Annotated in this window: 18 protein-coding genes; 2 read left to right on the plus strand and 16 right to left on the minus strand. The window is 34.1% G+C overall.

The genetic code is table 11. The features are described 5' to 3' along the window. Positions 1-204: hypothetical protein (locus ACRBBL_RS10770; RefSeq protein WP_431369053.1), on the minus strand; the 204-nt coding region annotated here is incomplete at its 3' end. Between the two features lie 162 nt (positions 205-366). Between ACRBBL_RS10770 and ACRBBL_RS10775 the strand changes: the two genes are divergently transcribed. Then, positions 367-792 carry a TerB family tellurite resistance protein gene (locus ACRBBL_RS10775; RefSeq protein WP_431369054.1) on the plus strand — a complete coding sequence of 142 codons (426 nt, stop codon included), beginning with the start codon at positions 367-369 and terminating at the stop codon, positions 790-792. Between the two features lie 73 nt (positions 793-865). On the opposite strand, the gene ACRBBL_RS10780 is transcribed toward ACRBBL_RS10775, so the two are convergent. Then, positions 866-1,696, minus strand: a complete 831-nt coding sequence (locus ACRBBL_RS10780) for a universal stress protein (protein ID WP_431369055.1) — start codon at positions 1,694-1,696, stop codon at positions 866-868. A 93-nt stretch (positions 1,697-1,789) separates the two neighbouring features. Continuing rightward, positions 1,790-2,812, minus strand: coding sequence for a S1C family serine protease (locus ACRBBL_RS10785; RefSeq protein ID WP_431369056.1), 1,023 nt, complete (start codon positions 2,810-2,812; stop codon positions 1,790-1,792). Between the two features lie 97 nt (positions 2,813-2,909). On the opposite strand from ACRBBL_RS10785, the gene ACRBBL_RS10790 reads away from it, so the two are divergent. Beyond that, positions 2,910-3,548 (plus strand): hypothetical protein, encoded by a 639-nt coding sequence (locus tag ACRBBL_RS10790; RefSeq protein ID WP_431369057.1) that lies wholly within the window; start codon positions 2,910-2,912, stop codon positions 3,546-3,548. A gap of 9 nt (positions 3,549-3,557) precedes the next feature. Here the strand turns inward: ACRBBL_RS10790 and ACRBBL_RS10795 are convergent, their stop codons facing one another. From ACRBBL_RS10795 to ACRBBL_RS10855, 13 genes are all read right to left on the minus strand, one after another. Further along, a complete protein-coding gene (locus tag ACRBBL_RS10795) occupies positions 3,558-4,286 on the minus strand; it encodes a hypothetical protein (protein ID WP_431369058.1) in 729 nt (242 codons plus the stop codon). Between the two features lie 69 nt (positions 4,287-4,355). Further along, entirely contained in the window at positions 4,356-6,194 is a 1,839-nt protein-coding gene (locus ACRBBL_RS10800; protein WP_431369059.1) for an SLC13 family permease, read from the minus strand. Between the two features lie 24 nt (positions 6,195-6,218). Next, complete coding sequence (gene ccsA, locus ACRBBL_RS10805) at positions 6,219-9,350, minus strand: cytochrome c biogenesis protein CcsA (protein WP_431369060.1); 3,132 nt, start codon at positions 9,348-9,350, stop codon at positions 6,219-6,221. Positions 9,351-9,424: 74 nt separating this feature from the next. Then, a complete protein-coding gene (nrfA, locus tag ACRBBL_RS10810) occupies positions 9,425-10,927 on the minus strand; it encodes an ammonia-forming cytochrome c nitrite reductase (protein WP_431369061.1) in 1,503 nt (500 codons plus the stop codon). Positions 10,928-10,938: 11 nt separating this feature from the next. Continuing rightward, positions 10,939-11,535, minus strand: a complete 597-nt coding sequence (nrfH, locus tag ACRBBL_RS10815) for a cytochrome c nitrite reductase small subunit (protein WP_431369062.1) — start codon at positions 11,533-11,535, stop codon at positions 10,939-10,941. A 2-nt stretch (positions 11,536-11,537) separates the two neighbouring features. Next, entirely contained in the window at positions 11,538-12,812 is a 1,275-nt protein-coding gene (locus tag ACRBBL_RS10820; RefSeq protein ID WP_431369063.1) for an alginate export family protein, read from the minus strand. Between the two features lie 321 nt (positions 12,813-13,133). Continuing rightward, positions 13,134-13,805, minus strand: coding sequence for a hypothetical protein (locus ACRBBL_RS10825; protein ID WP_431369064.1), 672 nt, complete (start codon positions 13,803-13,805; stop codon positions 13,134-13,136). A 63-nt stretch (positions 13,806-13,868) separates the two neighbouring features. Further along, the gene (locus ACRBBL_RS10830; protein ID WP_431369065.1) at positions 13,869-14,510 is read right to left on the minus strand and encodes a hypothetical protein; all 642 of its coding nucleotides are present in this window, start codon (positions 14,508-14,510) and stop codon (positions 13,869-13,871) included. Between the two features lie 228 nt (positions 14,511-14,738). Continuing rightward, positions 14,739-15,428: a hypothetical protein gene (locus ACRBBL_RS10835; RefSeq protein WP_431369066.1), complete on the minus strand. Its 690-nt coding sequence runs from the start codon at positions 15,426-15,428 to the stop codon at positions 14,739-14,741. After that, a complete protein-coding gene (locus tag ACRBBL_RS10840) occupies positions 15,429-16,127 on the minus strand; it encodes a hypothetical protein (protein WP_431369067.1) in 699 nt (232 codons plus the stop codon). After that, positions 16,128-18,125: an NAD-dependent DNA ligase LigA gene (ligA, locus tag ACRBBL_RS10845; protein ID WP_431369068.1), complete on the minus strand. Its 1,998-nt coding sequence runs from the start codon at positions 18,123-18,125 to the stop codon at positions 16,128-16,130. Between the two features lie 71 nt (positions 18,126-18,196). Further along, positions 18,197-19,522: a sugar MFS transporter gene (locus tag ACRBBL_RS10850; protein WP_431369069.1), complete on the minus strand. Its 1,326-nt coding sequence runs from the start codon at positions 19,520-19,522 to the stop codon at positions 18,197-18,199. Positions 19,523-19,814: 292 nt separating this feature from the next. Next, positions 19,815-20,834, minus strand: a complete 1,020-nt coding sequence (locus ACRBBL_RS10855; protein ID WP_431369070.1) for an isoaspartyl peptidase/L-asparaginase family protein — start codon at positions 20,832-20,834, stop codon at positions 19,815-19,817. Between the last annotated feature and the right edge of the window lie 84 nt (positions 20,835-20,918).

Here is a 20,918-nt window from a genome sequence, read left to right on the forward strand (position 1 = left end):
GATTAATACTTGTAAAAAACCGTATACGAATGCTTGCAATAACCATGTTACCAAGAAAATAATCAATTCATTAGCGTAGGTCGTTTCTATGAATGCAATTTTTCCTTTGTTAGTGTTAGAAACCAAAAGCCAAATAATACTTGCCACAAACCATCCGATTACATAACTTTTTAAAACACTTGAATATTTGTAATTCAGTTTCATAAAATGGTTTTCATTTTCAGGAAAATAAGATAGTGATTTATCCCTAAATCAGCATACTTCTTTCGTTTCAAATTAACAATTATTATTTTGTAATAATTATGATTGTAGCCGTTTATTAATTATCTTGTATTCATCAATTGAATACTATTAAAATTATAGTCTATGAGTTCACAAAATGCCCATTCGCGCAGTCAATATCACGACGCTTTTTCTGCAATCATGAAAATTACATTTAGAGATGAAGATACTTCAGAAGATGAAAAAGTTTTTCTAAAACACTTAGCGGACAAACTTGGAATTTCTGATTCAGAATATAAAATTATTAGTGATAATTATATGAAACAAGCTATCGAAGCTCCGTATACATATAATGAGCGCTTAGAGAATTTTTATAAAGTTGTAAAAGTGATATACGAAGATGCAACTATTGAAGGAAAATACCAATCAATGTGGCTGGAACGTATGGCAAAAGCTATGGGATTCAATCCAAGTAATGTACAGTATATTGTTGCAAAATCATTAACGCTATTCAAAGATGGGACGGATTTGGCATCATACAAAGAAGCTATAAAAAATATGAATACCTAACAACCTGAGTGTTGTGTATAAAAAAAGACCTAACTAAATTAGTTAGGTCTTTTTTATGAGTTCTATTTTTAACTTACATTTTAACTGTCAATACAGGTAATTTTGCATGATTTGCTAAATCTTCCGTAACACTTCCTCCAAAGAAATGACTCAAGCCTTTACGTCCGTGTGTTGTCATAGCAATTGCTTTTGCTCCTGATCTTCTGGAATGATTTAAGATTCCGTCTTCTACTGTATAATCAGCCACATAATTCACTTTATCTTTCCAGTTTTCAGCATTTGCTTTTGCTAAAAAGTTTGCTGCTTTTTCTTCAATCTCTTCTGTACTTTTAAATTTATTACTAGGTACATTTACATGTAACAAAGAAACATTACTTGCCAATTCTCCTAATAAGCCAGCTGCTTTTTGAAATGCAGGAATGCTTTCTTCTGAAAAATCAGTAGCCAACACTACATTGTCAAAATTAATGTCTGTATTTTTTCCTTTTACTACGAGTACTGGAGTTTCACTAAAACGAACTACTTTTTCCGTATTCGATCCTGTAAAAATTCCATCGTGATCACTATGTCCACGCGATCCCATAATAATTAAATCAGCATTTTCAGATTTTGCAACTGCATCTACTTCTTTCAATACTTTATGGTGCTTAATCATTGGAACAACATCTAAACCTTCTAAATACTCTTTATCTAAGAACGATTCAAATTCTTTATTCGCTAATGCTAAATTAAACAACATCTCATTTTGTCTATCAGAACTTGAATTAGAAACAATCGATTCAGACAACTCTAACATATTCATAACAATCAATTGAGAATTGTGCTTTTTAGCAAGTGCGGCAGCTGTTTCTAAAGCATATTCTGAATGCTTTGAGAAATCAACAGGAAGGATAATCTTCTTCATAATGTAGTTGGTAATTTGAGTTTTTGTTTAGTAAATTCTATTAAAAACGAAATTTACATAAATTAATTGTCAGTTACTAAAATATCTAAGTGATTATTTTGATTTTAGCGTGATGATTTTCCCTTGACGTAATACTTTTATTTCAAATGATGGATTCTTAGCAAGACTGTTGGCAAAGTCAGCTAACTTAATGAGTGCTTCATCTGTAATATCATAGGTAATTCCGTTGAACGCTAATATAATATCGCCGCCCATAATTAATCTTTGCTTTCCAATCATCACTTCTACATCACCTTCATGCACGCCCATTCTTCCAAAAATAGAATTTGTAGCCACACGTTGCACTAACAAACCGTTTGCTTGTGGTAGATTGAATAATTTGGCATATTTTCCTGATAATGAAAAGAATTCAGCACCAAACCAAGGCATTGTATTATTCAAAAGTAACTTTGTGGCTAAGTTGGAACTTGTTGCATATCCGATTCCGTCAGATCCGCCAGATTTCGATTTGATATGACTTACAACACCAATCACTTCGCCTTTCATATTAAACATTGGTCCGCCAGAATTCCCTTGATTGATGGCTGCATCTGTTTGAATAAATTCTGAAGATACAAACGGATTTTTCCCGTATGGTTGTCGTTTAAAAGCGCTTACATAGCCTGAAGACAATGAAAATCCAACACCAAGCGGAACACCAATTACGAAGACCTGCTCTCCTATTTTTACCTTATTAGAATCTGCAAAAGCAACAATGGTTGCGTTCTTTTTAGGTCGTGATAAACCGATTAAAGCAATATCTGCGCTCTGATAAGAAGTCAATACAGTTGCTGCGATTACTTCACCATCGGAAAACTGAACCATGATACTTTCTGGAACTCTTACTACGTGTGCAGCAGTTACTATTAAACGATCGGAAACCATAAATCCAGAACCCAAACCGCCCGTTGCTACGGTTTCAGAAACATTGTTTGCATTGGTTACAATAGTGTTTTCTTTCGTCAAAATTGCCACCACTGCTGGACTTACTTTTTCATATACTTTTGATAAGTCTTGTGCGCTTAAAGGAGCTACCATACACATACATAATAATAACAATAGAGCGAATCTTTTCATAATGAAATCAAGAATTAATTTGTACCTTTAATAAGTATTAAAAATACTATTATTTATACTAAATCCGTGCTGAATCTGCATAAAAAAACCTTTTATTATGAACAAGAAAGTTGGATTATTAATACTGTTGATCTCCTGTTTTTTAGTGAGTTGTTCTCCGTTATTGTCTACAAGCTATACAAAAGAAGGATACTCCGATAAAAACTATAAAAAGATTGCCGTTATTGGAATTAGCAATGATTTGAATGCGCGCTTGGCTTTTGAAAATAAAGCGGTGGAATTGTTGAAAGCAAATGGAATTAATGCCGTGAGCGGAATTAGTATGTTTCCTCAGAATATGCCCAAAGAAGCACAAACGCCTGAAAACTTTATCCAAATTATAAAAGATAATAACTTAGATGGTGTCATTACCATGAGTTTGATTGACGAAAAAGACAGTCATCGCTATACGCCAGGCAGAACATATTCGGTACCTGCGGGTTATTACAAAGTTGGAAAATATATTTACAGACGCTACATAACTGTTAGAGAACCTGGCTATTATGTACCTACACAATCGTATGTGATTGAAGCTGTTTTGTACAACCTTAAAGGTGAACTGACCGTTGACAAAGATACGTGGGTTTGGACAGGAGAATCTTCTCTGATTGATCCGTATTCATTACAATCTGCTGCAAATAAATTTTGTAGCCAAATGGTCGGACAAATTTTGAAAGATGAAGTGGTTGTGCCTTAAATATGATTTTTAAAAAGCATAGCCAATCTTAATTCCATAGCGCCAAGCGGGCAATGTGATTTTAGTTTTTTGGTTTCCATTTACTCTAAAATCTGGGTCAATAAAGTCAATAATCCCAATATCTTGCAATGATTCTGATAAGTCATCATAAAAAGCTTCTGGCACAGGCGTTATTTCTGTAAGTGTAATGGTATTGCTGCTAAATCCTGGTCCTGCGAAAATTAAGTCTATAAAGAATCCGCTTTGTAGTTGCCATTTGTAGCCTAGTTGAAATCCAAAAACTGCCGATTGTAGTCTTGCATCTATCAAAATGTTGCTATCCACATTATCGCGCGAAGTATATTGTCCGCCTAAATCTGCACTTGCATCTTGGTATTTAAAATATGCTCCTAGGTACAATCCACTCAAACCAGCGTTACTTTTTTGAAAATACCATCGAAATTCAGGAACCACTTTATACCCACTAAAATTCAAAGTATTCGATTCAAAACGATCAAAATCTATATTCGCAACTTCAAACAACCCTGACGAACCTTTATAACCAAGCGAAACAGCCGCCGAAATATTCTTGCCTATTCCACGCTCATACAAAAGTTGATAGGTTCCAAAAATAGGAAGAAACGGATCTACGCTGATAAAGTTTTTAGGAACGGAAGTATCTGTGTCTTGCGCAAAACAATTTTGTGTTGCACACATACAAACAATCGTACTGATTAAAATGGTTTTGAGAACTTTCATATTTTAAAGATACTATTATATTAATTTAAACCACCTATGCATTTCTCTGTCTCATACAACTCTATATTTTTAAAATGGCCAAATTAATGGCACTAATACTAATGATATGATAAAAAATATGAGCAATAACGGCGCTCCAACTTTTAAATAATCCATAAATTTATAATCACCTGCCGCCATCACCATTGCATTTGTGGTTGTTCCTACTGGTGTTAAAAATGCAGTAGACGCACTTATGGCAACTACGATCATGAATGGTTCAGGAGAAATTCCCAACGATTGTGCCGCAAGAATCGCAATTGGTGCCATTAATACAGCTGTTGCCGAATTGTTTATGGCTTGACTAAATCCTGTGGTCAATAAAAAGATTCCGCCCAATAATACAATTGGATGAATGCTTCCCAAGTTTGTGACTAAACTATTCGCAGCTAGTTCTGCAATGCCCGTTTTTTGCAATGCAATTCCCATCGGAATCATGGCTGCAATCATTATCACGCTAATCCAACTAATACCTTTATACGCTTTTGCCATAGGAACACAACCTGTGATTAAGATAACACCTGCGCAAATCATCGCTGCAATAGCGCCAGGAACGATTTTAAACACTAATAAAGCAATCATTAGCAAAAGCATAGCTAACGATATGTACGACTTGTACGTGAGCTTGTCTACGTTTTTTGCCATACTTTCTGGACTTCCAGAAATTACAAGGTTTTTATACACATTTTTCAATGCTTCTATACGTTCCCAAGTTCCACGAATGATAAACGCATCACCCGCTTTTACAGCTACGTTTTTGTCTTTTAATGGTTTGTTGTTTCGAGACGCTGCTAAGAGTTGAATTCCTGCTTGTTCTAAGTACAATCCCATGGGAATGTTATGCCCAAGAAATAATGATTTTGGCGTAACAATCATTTCTGCCATTCCTACTTCTTGATTGATGAATTCTTCTTTTAACTCATCATTGTCATTTTTGAATGGAATGATTCCCAAATGAAATTTTAGAATCAATTTATCAATGTCTTCCGTGCTTCCTTTTACCATAATGATATCGTGGTAGCGCAATTCCGTATCCGCGGTTGGAAATTCTACAAAACGTTTGATTCCTTTTAACGGATTTGGAAATCTTCTTCGCAATCGAACTATCGATAAGTTGTTGTTCTTTTCAAAATCCCATTGTCCAATTGTGGTATTTATTAATGGTGACATGGAACGAATTCGCAAACGATACAAATTATCGCCTACGCTATAGTTTTCAATCCATTGATGCATTTCTGAATCTATGTTGATTGGTTGATTGTCCGTGGTATTTTTTGGAAGTAATCTAAATCCAACATAGCGAAAATATAAAATGGAAATGATTAATAATGGAAGCCCTATCAAAGCAAATTCGAAAAATGAAAATGCTTCAAATCCATTTTCGGCTAATGCATTACTAGCAATGATGTTTGGTGGTGTTCCTGTGAGTGTTAGTAATCCTCCTGTGTTTGATCCGAATGCAACAGGCATTAGTATTTTGGAAGGCACAGTTCCAATACTCCAAGCTGCCGAAACACTTACGGGCAATAAGGTAGCAACAGTTCCTGTGTTACTTACAAATCCTGATAATACTCCCGAACCTAAACTGACCAATACTAATAGTTTTGGAACACTTTTTCCTGCCCATTTTACAAATTTCTGTCCTGCCAATGCTGTCCATCCTGTTTGCGAAAGTCCTTCGCCAATAATGAACAAAGCTGCAATCATGATTACGGTCGGATTGCTAAAACCGCTTAATGTTTCATCTAAATCTAAAATTCCTGTCAAGAATAAACTTAACATTGACATGAGCGCGACAATATCTGGTGTAAATTTTCCCCAAACAAAAAGTGCAATGGTGATGATTAATATGATAAGTAGTACAGACATATTGTAACTATTAGTCTATTTGTGTTATACCTTTTTTGAAAAATTTCGTTTTCGAATATATGCTAACAAACTTACCAAAACCACTATGATAATTAATACATATATAAATGTTGGAATTGGTAACGGATCGCCCGCAGCATAACTGTGCAATCCAGATAAATAATAGTTCACTCCAAATGAGGTCATAATGATAGCACCAAATGCAAATACACTTGCTGTATTTAATACATACCTGCTTTTTAACGCTGGAATGAATCGCAAATGCAATACAATCGCATAAACTATAATACTAATTAGTGCCCATGTTTCTTTTGGATCCCACGCCCAATAACGTCCCCAAGATTCGTTTGCCCAAATTCCGCCTAAAAAAGTTCCAACGGTTAGTACAAACAAGCCAATAGTCATGGAAATTTCATTGATATAGCTTAATTCCTTGATGCGAATATTGATGACTTCCTTTGTTTTTTCTGTTCTGATAATAATCAGAAGTAACGCCATAAAACCAAGTATTGCAGACAGTGCAAGTGGTGCATAACTGCTTACAATGGTGGCTACGTGTACTTTTAGCCAAAAAGACTTTAATACAGGCATTAAATTCGTAATTTCTGGACTTAGCCAATCTAGATAACTCACAAATAGTAATGCTCCTGAAAATAAGGTTGCTAATGGTAATGAGAAGTCAGATTTTCGGAAGGTCATTAATCCGCAAAGTAGTAAAACCCACGCGACAAAAACGAGCATTTCATATCCATTACTCCACGGTGCATGTTGTGCCACATACCAACGTAGAATGATGTTTCCTGTAAATAGAATAAAACTGAGCAATGTGAGGATGATACACACATTCCAGATGATTTCTATAATTTTCTTTTGTGTAAATATTTTTATGATAGATAGTACAAGTAATATCGCGCCAAGCGTAAAAAAGACTTGAAATAACCAAAAATTAAGATTCAATTGATTGTACCATAATTCTGCTTCTACTCGTTTGCGGCTTGGAATGATTTCTTTCCCCAATACATCTTGAAACGTTTTGATATACGCTAATTTCTCACTGGCTTCAACCCACTTTTTTTCGTTTACATCTTTGTAATAATTGGGTATTATTTGTTGAGCGAACTGTCCATCTTCTTCAGGGAAATCTTGAAAATGATGTGTATGACTGTGCCATTTGTTATTTTCATCATTGCTATTAGGAAATACTTTTAGATAGTTTCCAGAAAAGACATTGTATAAAATATTGAAACGTTCGTCAACTTTTATAACTTCTTTGTCAAATTCGCTCCGTTCCGCAGGTTTTTTCTTGTTTGCTGTTTCTACAACTTTTTCTAAAATGTAATTTCCTTTTTCGTCTAATAAATCAACAAACGAAACCAAACCATCTTCACTTATTTTTAAGGTTGAAAATAACTCGCCTCCTTTTATTGGATCTACTTTTATCAGCGGAATAAATTGCCATACATTTGAAGCAGATTGCATGGCCAAAAATGCTTGATCGGCAGTTAAACGAATACTTTCTCCATTTTTTGTAAACTTGAAATATGGCTTTCGCGATAGTTTCCGTAAAAATTCAGAAGCTAGTGTGTTGAGCGGTTTTATACGTCCATCCAAATCCTGCACCATTAAACGTCCAAATAGTTCTGCATGTTGCACATCTACACGTTGACTTTGAATCGTTTGAATTGTAATTTCGGGGCGTTCATTCTGTGCATTACTTGTTTGTGATAGTGTAAATAGTAGTAATAACGCCGTTAGACTTTTTAGCTTTTTCAATTTTTTATTGATGAGTGTGAAACGTGATGTTTTCCCAAAGAGTGTAAAAAACATTCCGATCATCATTAAAAAATAGCCCAAATATGTAACATTTGTCCCAATAGTGTCATAGTTTACTGCCAACACCGTTCCGAGTTCATCGGTATCATAACTTGCTTGGAAGAAACGATATCCTTTATAATCTAACACATTGTTCATGTAAATACGATGCGGCATTTCTGTGTCATTGTCCAACACTTTTACTTCACTCGCATACGCTGACGGACTTGTAGAACCTGGATAACGTTCCAATTGAAAATCGTCTAAATGAATTGAAAATGGTGTCGTTACAGGTTCCGCGCCATAGGAAAGTGAAACTGTTAGATCATCAATTTTTGTATCGTGTTGCGTTGGTAAAAAACCTTGTCTGTATAATAAGCGTACTGCTTCTTTTTTGTCATTAACCTCAAGATCGACAATAAGTACATCATCTTTTAGTTCGTCGTTATCTTTTGGTTTTTCAGATTCGCTAATCAGTACAATTTCTGCCTTTGGAAAATATGCTAACGGTACAAAAGAAGCATCTCCATCTCTGTACAGTGTACGCAGCGTCATGTGATGCAAGCTGTCTTTTTTGATGGTGCTTGCGGTTTCAGTAGCCATTACAAACGAACTTAAGTTTCTTGGCGAAAGAATGCTTAGTTCACCATCTTTTTCAGTAATATTAATAACGCCAGGTTGATTGACTTCAAATCCAATTTTGTGTTGATGTTGTCCAATACTTTCAATTTCTCCTTTTTCTAGAAATATGTTTTCACGTCCATTTCCCGCAGAAACCACCATTTGAATCAGTGGTTTTCCGTTTTCAGTATCTTCTTCTATTTCAGGAACTGCATCTGCAACAAATTCGTTGTAAGATACGGTTACAGGTTTTCCTTTAAAATCCGTTGTAACGGTAAAATCATTATTGCTTACAGGTGTAAAGTTTAGTTTTTTGCGAACGGTTTTTGTGCTATTTCCGTCTGTTATATGTATATGAAGATAGTTTCTATCGGAGATAATTGTATTGGACGAACTTCCCTCTCTAATTCGCATAATTCCGCCATAGGAAGTATATCGTGTAATTGCAGCACCTAATAAAATTACAATAAACGCCAAGTGAAACATGAGCAATGGCCATTTGTTCCATCGCCATAGTTTGTATTTGTAGATATTCATGATGAAACAAATTCCCAAACCTAGCATGACCAATTCAAACCACCAAGCATCATAAATTAATTGCCAAGCAGTTGCTGTTCCAAAATCATTCTCTACAAAAGTGGCAACTGCCATTGCTACAGCAAAAGTAAAGAGTAATAAAACAGCTAATATTGGAGAAGCCAAAAGGCGAAAAAGTGTATTCATTAGATGATTTTATAAACATAAAGATACCTTGTCTATGTACATAGAAGGTATCTTTTATTAATGTGATATTGTTATTATTTTTCTGTAGAAGTTACTGCTTTTTTAGTTTCATAAGTTGCTTCACGTGCTTTTGCTTCTTCTAACCATTTAGGCAATAAGTTCTGTTTGAATGTTTCTTTTTCCGAACGAAGTTTTTCCATATCCAAACCAATAAATTCTTGTGCTTTTTCTTTTGTTGAAATGTCTGGCATTGCAATGGCTTCATTGTGTCCTAGAGTAGCCAACATTCGTGCTAGTTTAACACGCGCTTCTTGTGCTATAACCAATCCGCTACCAATAACTCTAGCCGTTTCAACAGGTGAATGGAAAGAAGCTCCATGTGAAGCTGCTGAATAATCCCAACGCCATTGTGCATGACGAATGTCTGTTAGAATTGGTTTCATTTGTGCTTCTGTAGCGCCTAAATCCCAGCATTTTTTTGCTTCTAAATGTGCTTTTACTAGAAGTCCTTCTAATTTTAATCTGTTTTCAGAAGCTTTTTGTTGTCTCTGATATACATTTTCGATCAGCTTATCAGATTCTTCTCTGTGACATACTTGACACGCATTTGAGGTATTGTTTAAAGGAGATTGTATGTGATGATCTGTAAATTTTTGTCCGCCTTCACTTTTGTACGGCATGTGGCAATCGGCACATGATACGCCACGGTCGGCATGAACTCCTGTTACAAATGTTTCATATCCTGGATGCTGCGCTTTTAACATTGGAGTTTTACTCAGTTTGTGAGTCCAATCTGCGAATTCAATATTATCATAATATTCCTCCATTGCTTCAACACTCATACCTCCTTTCCAAGGAAATTTTAAATACGGAACACCTTCTTTTCCTGGTATTTTTTTATCAAAGTAATATTCTACATGACATTGTGCACAAACTAAGGAACGCATTTCATTATGTGTTGCTTGATTGATGTCTTTTCCCATCGCATCAAACGCTTCTACCAACGCTGGTCTGGTAATACGGAGTTTCATACTATTAGGATCATGACAATCGGCACAACCAATTGGGTTTACAATTTCTGCGCCTTTGTCTGCCCATTTTCCGCTATAAAATTCTGCAATTCCTATTTCATTCATTAAACGTGGAACATCAGGGCTTTTACATGTCCAACATGTTGCTGGCATTGGTCCGTCGCCATCACCTTTTGGCCCACCTGTTCGCAATGAATTATGAATGTCTTCGATTGCATACGAGTGACCTCTGCCTTGATTGTAGTCTTTAGAAAAACCATATCCTGCAAAGAGAATGACCAAATTTGGATCTTCTTCTAAAACGTCTCGCATTCTTGCGCCACCTTGAAAAGACACAAACGTTGTATCTTTCGTTTGCAATGAAGATTGGTATTCTAGTGGAAAGTTTTCTCCCCAAACTTCATTTCGTGGTTCATTTTCAGATATTTCTACTTTGGGAACATATTTGTACTTCGCCTCAGATTTTCTATTGATAATGCTAGAAGCTAATAGTCCTAATAGAAAGACCGCAATAATCGTTATAATAAATAGTAGTTTGTTTTTCATACTGATATGATTTACTCTTCACTTATTTTCTTTGCTAACCAAGATGGAATAACTGCTTCTTCCTGATCTGTTGGTAAAGGTGCTAGGTTTGTTTTTATGGTTAAAATACCATGTAGTTTTCCATGTGGTACTTGTTTATGGCAACTCCAACATTGACGACCTGTTCTATTTTCTCTGTGATTGTCTAACCAACCATCGTATTTTACTTGAGTTACTTGCTGTATATGACAACGAATACAGTTTTGTTGTACAACTTCTTGTGATGCTTCTTTCATGTGAATTACATCAGGTTCAGCACGCGCTGTAAATACTGAAGCATGATACAATCCATCTTTTGCTTTGAAATAGTATTTATTGAATACATTGTTATGAGGTACATGACAGTCATTACAGTTTGCCCATTCGCGGTGCGAACTGCGCATCCAACTATTATATACAGGCGTCATTACATGACAATTGACGCATGCTTGCGGATCATCAGATAAATAGGAAGTTAATTCAGCTTCTTTAGCTATAAAAGCGCCCATGCCAATAAAGACAGCAATGAAAAACCAAGCCGTTTTTCTCCATTTAGAATTTTTGGGAAATATGTTGAATTTGAATTTCAAATTTATTTTTTTGCGCTGTTAAATAGTATTGGTGTTATTTTTAATTGAACCCAAGCCCAATTATTAGTGTTATCATTTGGTCTTCCACCTTTAATCAAACTCATACTGTCTGATGCAAATAAGTGTGAATATCCAATGTTTAGATTTATAAACTTATAGACTTTCTTCGAAAATACGATATCAATCTCAGTTCCTAAATAATTATCTGCATTATTTATCAAATCTGCATTTGCCACAAAATAATGTGCTTTTGCGAGCAATGTCGATGTTGGACTTGTTTTGAATACCACTTTTGCATACAAATCGTTTAATCCAACATTATTGGCATGATTCCCAACATAGAAATAATCCATGTATCCGTTGAATTTGTGATTGGTTCCATATAATGGAAAGAATGATTTGTTTTTAGAATCACCATTTTGATCGGTTCCGCTTAACATTTCAAAACCAAATCCGAATAGTGTATTTTTTGGTTTGTAGATTGCTTCTAACGAAACTTGATACGCACTTAAATCAGTAGTTGCAGTTGCTTTTCCAAATTGATAATATGCAGAACCATTAAATTTTATGGCGTTTAATGGAAATGAAAAGTAGGAACCTGTTGTTTGTCTATAAAATACACCATCTGGCTCATCGTTATTGACACCTTTAAATTTCTGGAAACCTGTATTTAAGAATAGAAAACTTGCGGATAGTTTTTGCCAATCTTTCTTTACGTACGCATATTGCATTGCTTTGTATGTAAATGCGCCTTGCAATGAAAAAGTAGTTCCTGTTTGATTTTGTGATTCTTGACTAAACGCAAAACCAACATCTGCTTTGAATGTGTTTTTAGTATATTTTAATAGTGCTGCATCATGAAAACGGCCTTGCATTGCCCAATCTAAACCTCCAAATATGCGTTGATCGTCATACGAAATGACTTGTCTTCCAAGTTTTGTGGCCCAATTTTCATGAAACTGATATTCGATCCAGGCATTAAATAAAGAAAAGGAATTGTTACTATCTGTTGCATCAATTTGTTTTGTATCGCCCCAAACACTTACATCTTGAAAACTCAACATTACTTTGAGTTTCTCCATTTTGTAATTCATATTCAAACGTGATCGCTGTACAACAAATGCTGCTGGATCTTCGTCATCAGGAAATAGGTTTCCAAATCCGTGTCTGTATTCAAATCGGGATCTTATATCTGCGTCAACTTCTAATTGCGCATGAACATTCAAAAAGCAAAGAAAAATACCGATTATACATATTCTTTCGAATCGTATTTTCATTGATTGGTTATGGTATGGTTGTTATAAATATATAACGAAAAAAGCTGAAAGACAAATTGTTCTATACTAAATCCTATAGAAATGGAAATATAAAATGCTCTACTTAAGTACCTAAAAAAACTACTGAACATAATGATTTTTTAAGTTGTTAAAACAAGTGCTGGGTAAGTTGTTTACTTTCCATTTTATTTTAAAGTGCAAACTCTTAAACTTATAAACAGATAAACTGCTTAAAATAGTTGCTTTGTTTCTGGTATTGGGTTTTGGTTTTAGGTTTTTGGTTTTTGGTTTTTGGGAAATAAGTTAGCAATTTACAAGTATTTAAACCTTCCTATTTGTTTCTAATGAATCTTTGATGATGATGTATTGCCACATTTTATAATGAGAGCATATAAAAAGTATGTTTGACACTACTGCGTACAAAGGATTTCTATCTATAAATAAATAAACTCCAAAAAGGATTCCCATACATGCTGTAGACAAACCAGCAATTGCCAATTTTTTAGTGACTATAGTACTTTTACTGATATACGTCATGGTGCACATAAATGAAAAGTATCCGATAGAAAAACTGTAGAAGATAATCTCTCCAAAAATCTTGTCATCAATTTCCTCTACAAAAAGAATAAAAGGCAACATATACAATGTTAGAAAAGGAACAGTACTTATTAGCAATCTTCTTGTAGATATATAGTGCGATTGTTTTAAGACAATAATGCCATAAATAGACATTGCCACACCACTACTTATAACTCCATTTGACAAACTTTTTTCAATAAAAAAATAATAATCTGCAATCATAAATGCTACTAAGGCTAGTAAATACAGTATGTTTTTCACCTCAACATATAAAAAGTAACAAATAGTAATTACAGGAATCGTCAATACAATGGCATATTTTCGCGATATATAATCCGGAAAAAACAGCCATATAATATCTACAATCGCAATACATACTAGTAGAGTAATTAAAAGCGTAGCAATCTTTTTCATAAACATCGCAAAGTAACTTATTTCTACAAAGAAATCCTATAACTAAAAAAAACTAGTCTATTTTCATTCAGAAATTATATATCGATACATTGCATAATGCATAAAGAGAAATGTAATTACGACACCAACTCTTATTAGTATTATGGGTTCAAAAAACATATTGTATCCATGTATAATTGTAGAAATTAAAAATACAATTCCAGAGCTAAGCAACCACAAGTTTTTTGTATTTCGTTGACTTACATATACTAATGTGGAAATAAAAAAGAACAATCCCACAAAAAACACATAAAACATGATATAATTGAAGATATCTGTTTGTACCGCATCATAATACAAAATTAATGGAACTAAATATACTACCAAGAATGGAACAGTTGCTATAAAAATACTCCGTATAGGAATTACAACTGTTGATTTTAAGCTGATAATGACATACAGGCAAACTCCTATCCCATAAAAGATTAACGCAATATTTAAATAGGGTTTTATATTAAAAAAAACAATTCCTAGAAATGTAAAAATAAGCGATGTTATATATAACCAATTTACTTTTTTTACAGAATATACATATAATAAAAACAATGTAGGAAATGGTAAAAAAGTTATGTATTTTCTATATAAAGTATCAGGATACACAATACCTAAAGCATCTATAACTAAAAGAGCAAAATACAGATATGTAAAAAGTTTTTTTCGGGGCATTAATCAGTGGTTCTAATGTATTACATAAGATACGAAATATTTCATCAAAATCTTTTTTTATTCTTTAATTGTAAGCTATATTTTTTCTCATCAAATACAAGGTCATAAAAACATATTTTATTTGTCATTCGGTTGTCAATCGTTGCTATTTTAATCATAGTTCAATCGCTTGGCAAAGCTTTACTGCTCTTTAGTTATGTCATATATATATTATTTTTATTAGAATAATTAAGTAATATCAACTAAAGTATTTTTTTCATCTTCCAACATAAATTTCAAAGAGAAAAACAAAAAGAAGTTGCTGCAAAAAACAACAATTACTGTAAACATGGTTTCATAAATATATAACTCATTAATGGTAATAATGATGTTCATAATTCCAAGATTTACAGCTGTTATTAGCATCCATAAATTCGATTGATTCTTGTTTCGTAGGTAATAATATATTGCTACCATAATATATACTAGCATACATGTTCCCATGATGGCAAAATAGATAAATACATCACGTATTTCTTCATATACTAAGCTAAAGACACGATCATACATGTATACTACTGGAATAAAAAAGAACAATAGTCTAAAGTATATTTTTGCTGTTGTTTTCTTCTTTTCGTTCTTTAAATACATGAGTCGTATATAGAATGTGTAGAAAATAGAGATACATATAGAGATTTCGGGTAAACAATTTTTAAGTCCTAAAATCAACAAAAGACCACCACATAATCCAAAAAATAATGCTAGTAAGAATAATGCGCTTGTTGGCTCTTTTTTTTCTTTTAAATAAATGACAACAATAGAAAGAAAGGTTAAGGGATATACATATACTAAGCATATTTTTTCAAAAAGAATAGCCACCAATAACGAAATAAATGCTGTTGTGAAAAAAGCGAGATATGTCGGTTTTGTGTACTTCATTTAACTTAGCATGTTCATAATATCTGTATCTTCAGTACCATCATTCAGCATAAATTTCAGCACAAAAAATTGTATACACAAACTACAAAATACCACAATTACTGTAAATATGGTTTGGTACATGTACAATTCATTCAATCCAATAATGACATTCATGAATCCTAGATTAATTGCCGCGATTAACATCCATAGATTGGAAGGTGCTTTATCTTTTAGGTAATAATACAACGCAGTTATAATATAACTCAGCATAAAGAACATTAAAAAGCTGAAATATATAGCAGCTCCTTTCAACTCAGAAGAAATCGTATTAATTACAGTATAATAAATGTATAATACAGGCAATGACATAAGAAAGACATAAAAATACGTTCGTAACGGAGTATCTTTTTTCTCATTCCGAATGTACATTAACCTCAAATACAATACATAAAATAGTGAAAAGAGAATAGAAACCGTCTTTAAATGATTGCGCATTCCTAGTATTAATAATATTCCTCCAGCCAATCCAATTAACTGCGCTAGAATGTATAAAATGCTCGTTGGCTCTTTTTTTTCTGTGAAATATATAATTAAAATGGTGAAGACAGTAAACGGCTGCACATAGACTAAACAAAACTTTTCAAAAAATATAGCTGTACACAATGTTACCAATGCGGTAACAATGAAAGCTATATGTGTTGGTTTTGTTAAATTCATTTATATCATATTCAAAAACTCTTCTTCGGTTAGGATTGTAATATTTAATTTTTCTGCCTTTTCACGTTTGCTAGGTCCCATTTTGTCACCAGCAACTACATATGAAGTTTTAGAAGAAATGGAAGATGATACTTTTCCTCCATTATTTTCTATGAGTTTTTTTAATTCATTACGCGATACTTTTTCAAATACACCAGAAACCACAAATGACTTTCCTAATAAGGTTTCTGTAAGTCCTTCAAGTTGTTCTGCAGAGAACTCTAATTTTACACCGTATTCTTTTAATCGTGTAACCGTTTGCAAATTAACTTCTTCTTTAAAAAAATGTGCTACACTTTCGGCGATCTTCACTCCTATTTCGTCGACGTTCACTAAATCGTCCGACGAAGCGTCAATAAGCGCATCTATAGATTTGTAGTGTTTTGCCAATTTTTTAGCTACAGTTTCTCCTACATATCTAATTCCTAACGCATATAAAACACGCTCAAACGGAATCTTTTTAGAGGCTTCAATTCCATTAATTAAGTTTTCTGCACTTTTTTCTGCCATACGCTCAAGCGGAATGATTTGTTCTTTGGTTAAATCGTACAAATCGGCATAATTAGTAATCAAATTTTCTTTGACTAATAATGCAACCGTTTCGCCTCCTAAACCATCAATATCCATTGCTTTGCGCGAAATGTAATGCTGAATTCTACCCACAATTTGTGGTGTACAACCTGCTACATTTGGGCAATAATGTTGTGCTTCTCCTTCTTTACGTTCTAATGGTGTGTGACATTCGGGGCACTCACTTGCATATACAGTTTCTGTAGAGTCGCTTGGGCGTGCCTCAAAATTCACGCCGACGATTTTTGGGATAATCTCTCCACCTTTTTCTACGAATACAGTATCACGTTCTCTGATGTCTAATTTACTAATTTGATCTGCATTATGCAAGGAAGCACGCTTAACAGTTGTTCCTGCAAGTAAAATTGGAGCTAAATTTGCCACAGGTGTAATTGCTCCTGTACGTCCAACTTGATAGGTAATTTCGTTTAAAATAGTAGCAACTTGCTCTGCCTTGAATTTATACGCCATTGCCCAGCGTGGCGCCTTTGAAGTATATCCTAACTCGTCTTGATATTGTAAATTATTTACTTTAATTACAACTCCATCAATTTCATAGCGCAATTCATGACGATTTGTTTCCCAGTAATTTACAAAATCTAAAATTTCATCTACATTTTTGGCGATTTTTGCAACTGTTGGCACTTTAAATCCCCATTCACGTGCTTTTTCTAAGCTTTCAAATTGTGTTGAAATTGGCAATCGTTCGCCTTTAATATTGTATAATAGACATTCTAACGGACGTTTTGCAACTTCACTACTGTCTTGTAATTTTAAACTTCCAGAAGCTGTATTTCGAGGATTCATATACGGATCTTCGCCATTAGCAACACGTTCTTCGTTCATTTTTTTAAATCCGTCAAGCGGAAGAATGATCTCGCCACGAATGTCAAATTTTGGAGGAAAATTACCTTTTAAACGCAACGGAACCGTTTTGATCGTTTTGATGTTGTTTGTCACCTCATCTCCTTGAAAACCATCGCCACGTGTGACTGCTTTGATTAATTTTCCATTCTCGTACGTCAAATTCATAGAGGCGCCATCGTACTTTAACTCACAAGTGTATTCTACATTCTCAACACCGAGAATCTTTTCAATACGTTTTTCCCAATCCAATAAATCTTCTTTCGAATACGAATTGTCTAATGAATACATGCGATATTCATGTGCGATTGTATTGAAATTCTTCGTGATTTCTCCACCAACACGCAAAGTTGGCGAATTGGGATCGTGAAATTCAGGGTGTTTCGCTTCTAACGCTTGTAATTCCTTGAGTTTCATATCAAACTCGTAGTCAGAAATAGTAGCATTATCTAATACGTAATAATTGTGATTGTGTTCGCGTAATTCATCGCGCAAAGCGTTCAACTTCTCTTGAATATTGCTCATGTAGTCTTGTGATATTGTGAATAAAACAAATATAACAAACTACAAGTTGACAACCATATTTTTACACTAGATTATCCTGCAACTACAGACTTTTTTCGCTTTGTGTATCCGTAATACATGATGTATGCATAACAGATAATTGGCAATAAGAATGCGATTTTAAAGCCTGATAAGTCAATGATATTACCAAAGATAAAAGGAATTACTGCTCCACCTACAATTGCCATACATAACAATCCAGAAGCTTGTGCTTTTAATTCGCCTAAACCTTCCAAACTTAAGGTAAATATAGTTGGGAACATGATCGAGTTAAATAACCCTACTGCCAAAATAGACCACATAGAAATTAATCCTACGGTTGAGATAGAAATTACGATCATACTTATAGCGAGTATTGCAAAAATGCTTAATACTTTACTTGGCGCCATAATTTTGGTTAAATATGCACCTACGAAACGCCCGATCATTGCGCCACCCCAATAGAATATGATAAAGATTCCTAGTAACGATTTCGGGTCAGAATCAGAGAATGTTTTATTAAATGTACTTGCAATTGTATTTGCAATACTCATCATCGTTTCGCTTCCAGCAACAACAGCACCTAAATCCATACTTTGAAAATAGTTAATTAAAAAACTACTTCCAATAGCAACTTCAGCTCCTACATATACAAAAATTCCCAACGCGCCTAAGAGCATTTTTTTGTTTTTTAATAAGGACAGATATCCACCTTTTGGGCTCTGTTCTACAACAGTTGGTAATTTGATAAAAGCAAATACTAATGCTAACAATCCTATAAAACCTGCAATAAATAAAAATGGAATTTGGACAGTTCCAGCTTCAGCGGCGTAATAACTTGTCTTTTCTACTTCAGATAAAGCTTTTATTTGTTCAGAACTTTTTACAGAATCACTCAATAAGAATAATGCGCCAACTACAGGAGCAATAGTTGTTCCTAATGAGTTGAATGCTTGTGACAAATTTAATCGACTTGAAGCACCATCTTCTGATCCCAATAAAGCTACATACGGATTGGCAGCTACTTGCAACACCGTAATTCCGCTGGCAAGCGTAAAATAACCAACCATAAATACATAAAAGTTTCTATACTCTGCCGCTGGGTAAAAGAATAAACAACCAATTGCCATGATTACTAAGCCAATTACAATTCCTTTTTTGTAACCAACTCTCGTCAATAAAAGTCCTGCTGGTAATGAAACCACAAAAAATGCAATAAAAAAAGCTGATTGCACCAAAATTGTTCGTGCGTACGACATTTCAAACACATCTTTTAATCTTGGCACTAAACTATCTACCAATACGGTAATAAATCCCCAAAGGAAGAATAAAGTCGTTAAAAATATAAAAGCACTTTTGTACGATTTGTTGGTTGACATGTTGAATTGGTTGTTAGTTGTTAGTTGTTAGTTATTTGTTGTTGGTTGTTGGTTGTTGGTTGTTGGTTGTTGGTTGTTGGTTGTTGGTTGTTGGTTGTTGGTTGTTAAGTTATTTACTCTCTATTTGTTTTCAAAGTCTAAACTCTTAAACTTATAAACTCCTAAACTTATTTTTGTGAATTCGTTTTCTGTTTATACTGAGCCAGTCGAAGTGTTAATTCGTTTAGTAACTTTTCACATTACTAAAAATTCATAACTCATAACTCATAACTTCACAACTCACAACTAGTTTCTACTTCGTTTTATTATAAAAATCAGATTGTATGTTTTTGTTCTCTTTTTCTTTGTAAAGGTTGTAACTAAAATATTCGTGAATTGAATACGCGCCAGTTTCTCCTTGTTTGTTTACAGCAATGTATCCAACTTGAAAGTTTTTAAAATCACTGTTTGGTTTTTCTACAATTCTTCTAATAGCTTCTTCACAGGCTTCTTGTGGCGATTTCCCTTGTCGCATTAACTCAACAATCAAAAAGCTTCCTACTGTCTTTAAAACCTCTTCTCCTAGTCCTGTAGCGGACGCTCCACCAATTTCATTATCTACAAACAATCCACCGCCAATTATTGGAGAATCTCCTACTCTACCAGCCATTTTATACGCCAATCCACTTGTTGTGCAAGCTCCCGAAATGTCTCCGTTTTTATCTATTGCCAACATCCCAATTGTATCATGATTTTCTATATTGATGATTGGTTTGTACTCAGATTTCACTTTCCATTCTTCCCATGCTTTCTTAGAAGCTTCTGTCAATAAATCTTCTTTTTTGAATCCTTTCTCGTACGCAAATTTTTCTGCTCCTTCTCCTACCAACATTACATGTGGCGTATCTTCCATCACCTTGCGCGCTAAAGAAATTACATGCATTATATTTTTAACTCCTAAAACAGCTCCGTAATTTCCATGCTTATCCATGATACAAGCATCTAAGGTTACATTTCCGTCTCTATCTGGCAAACCGCCTTTTCCAACAGATTGCCCTTTTTCATTTGCTTCTTCAATTCTACATCCTTGCTCAACAGCATCTAGTACCGATCCGCCATTTTGCAATACTTTAGCTGCTGTTTCTACTGCCAAAGGTGTATTCCAAGTTGCAATAACCAAAGGTCGTACAGGTTTTGTATTTGTGGATGTCGTTCCTGTTGCTGCTGTCTTTACTGCTGCATTTTTTTCATCTTCACAAGCAGTTAAAGCAGTTCCTACGGTTAAACCTAGTCCTGTTAAAGCTGCGCTTTGTATAAATTTTCTTCTTTTCATTGGTAATTAATTTAAAGACTGCCTTTCAGGAATTTCAAATTAAGTGAATAAAATGTAAAACAGTCAATCGTATTTTGGCTTCTT

Origin of the sequence: Kordia sp., from assembly GCF_050633145.1 — a bacterium.
In the GTDB taxonomy this organism is placed as follows: Bacteria; Bacteroidota; Bacteroidia; order Flavobacteriales; family Flavobacteriaceae; genus Kordia.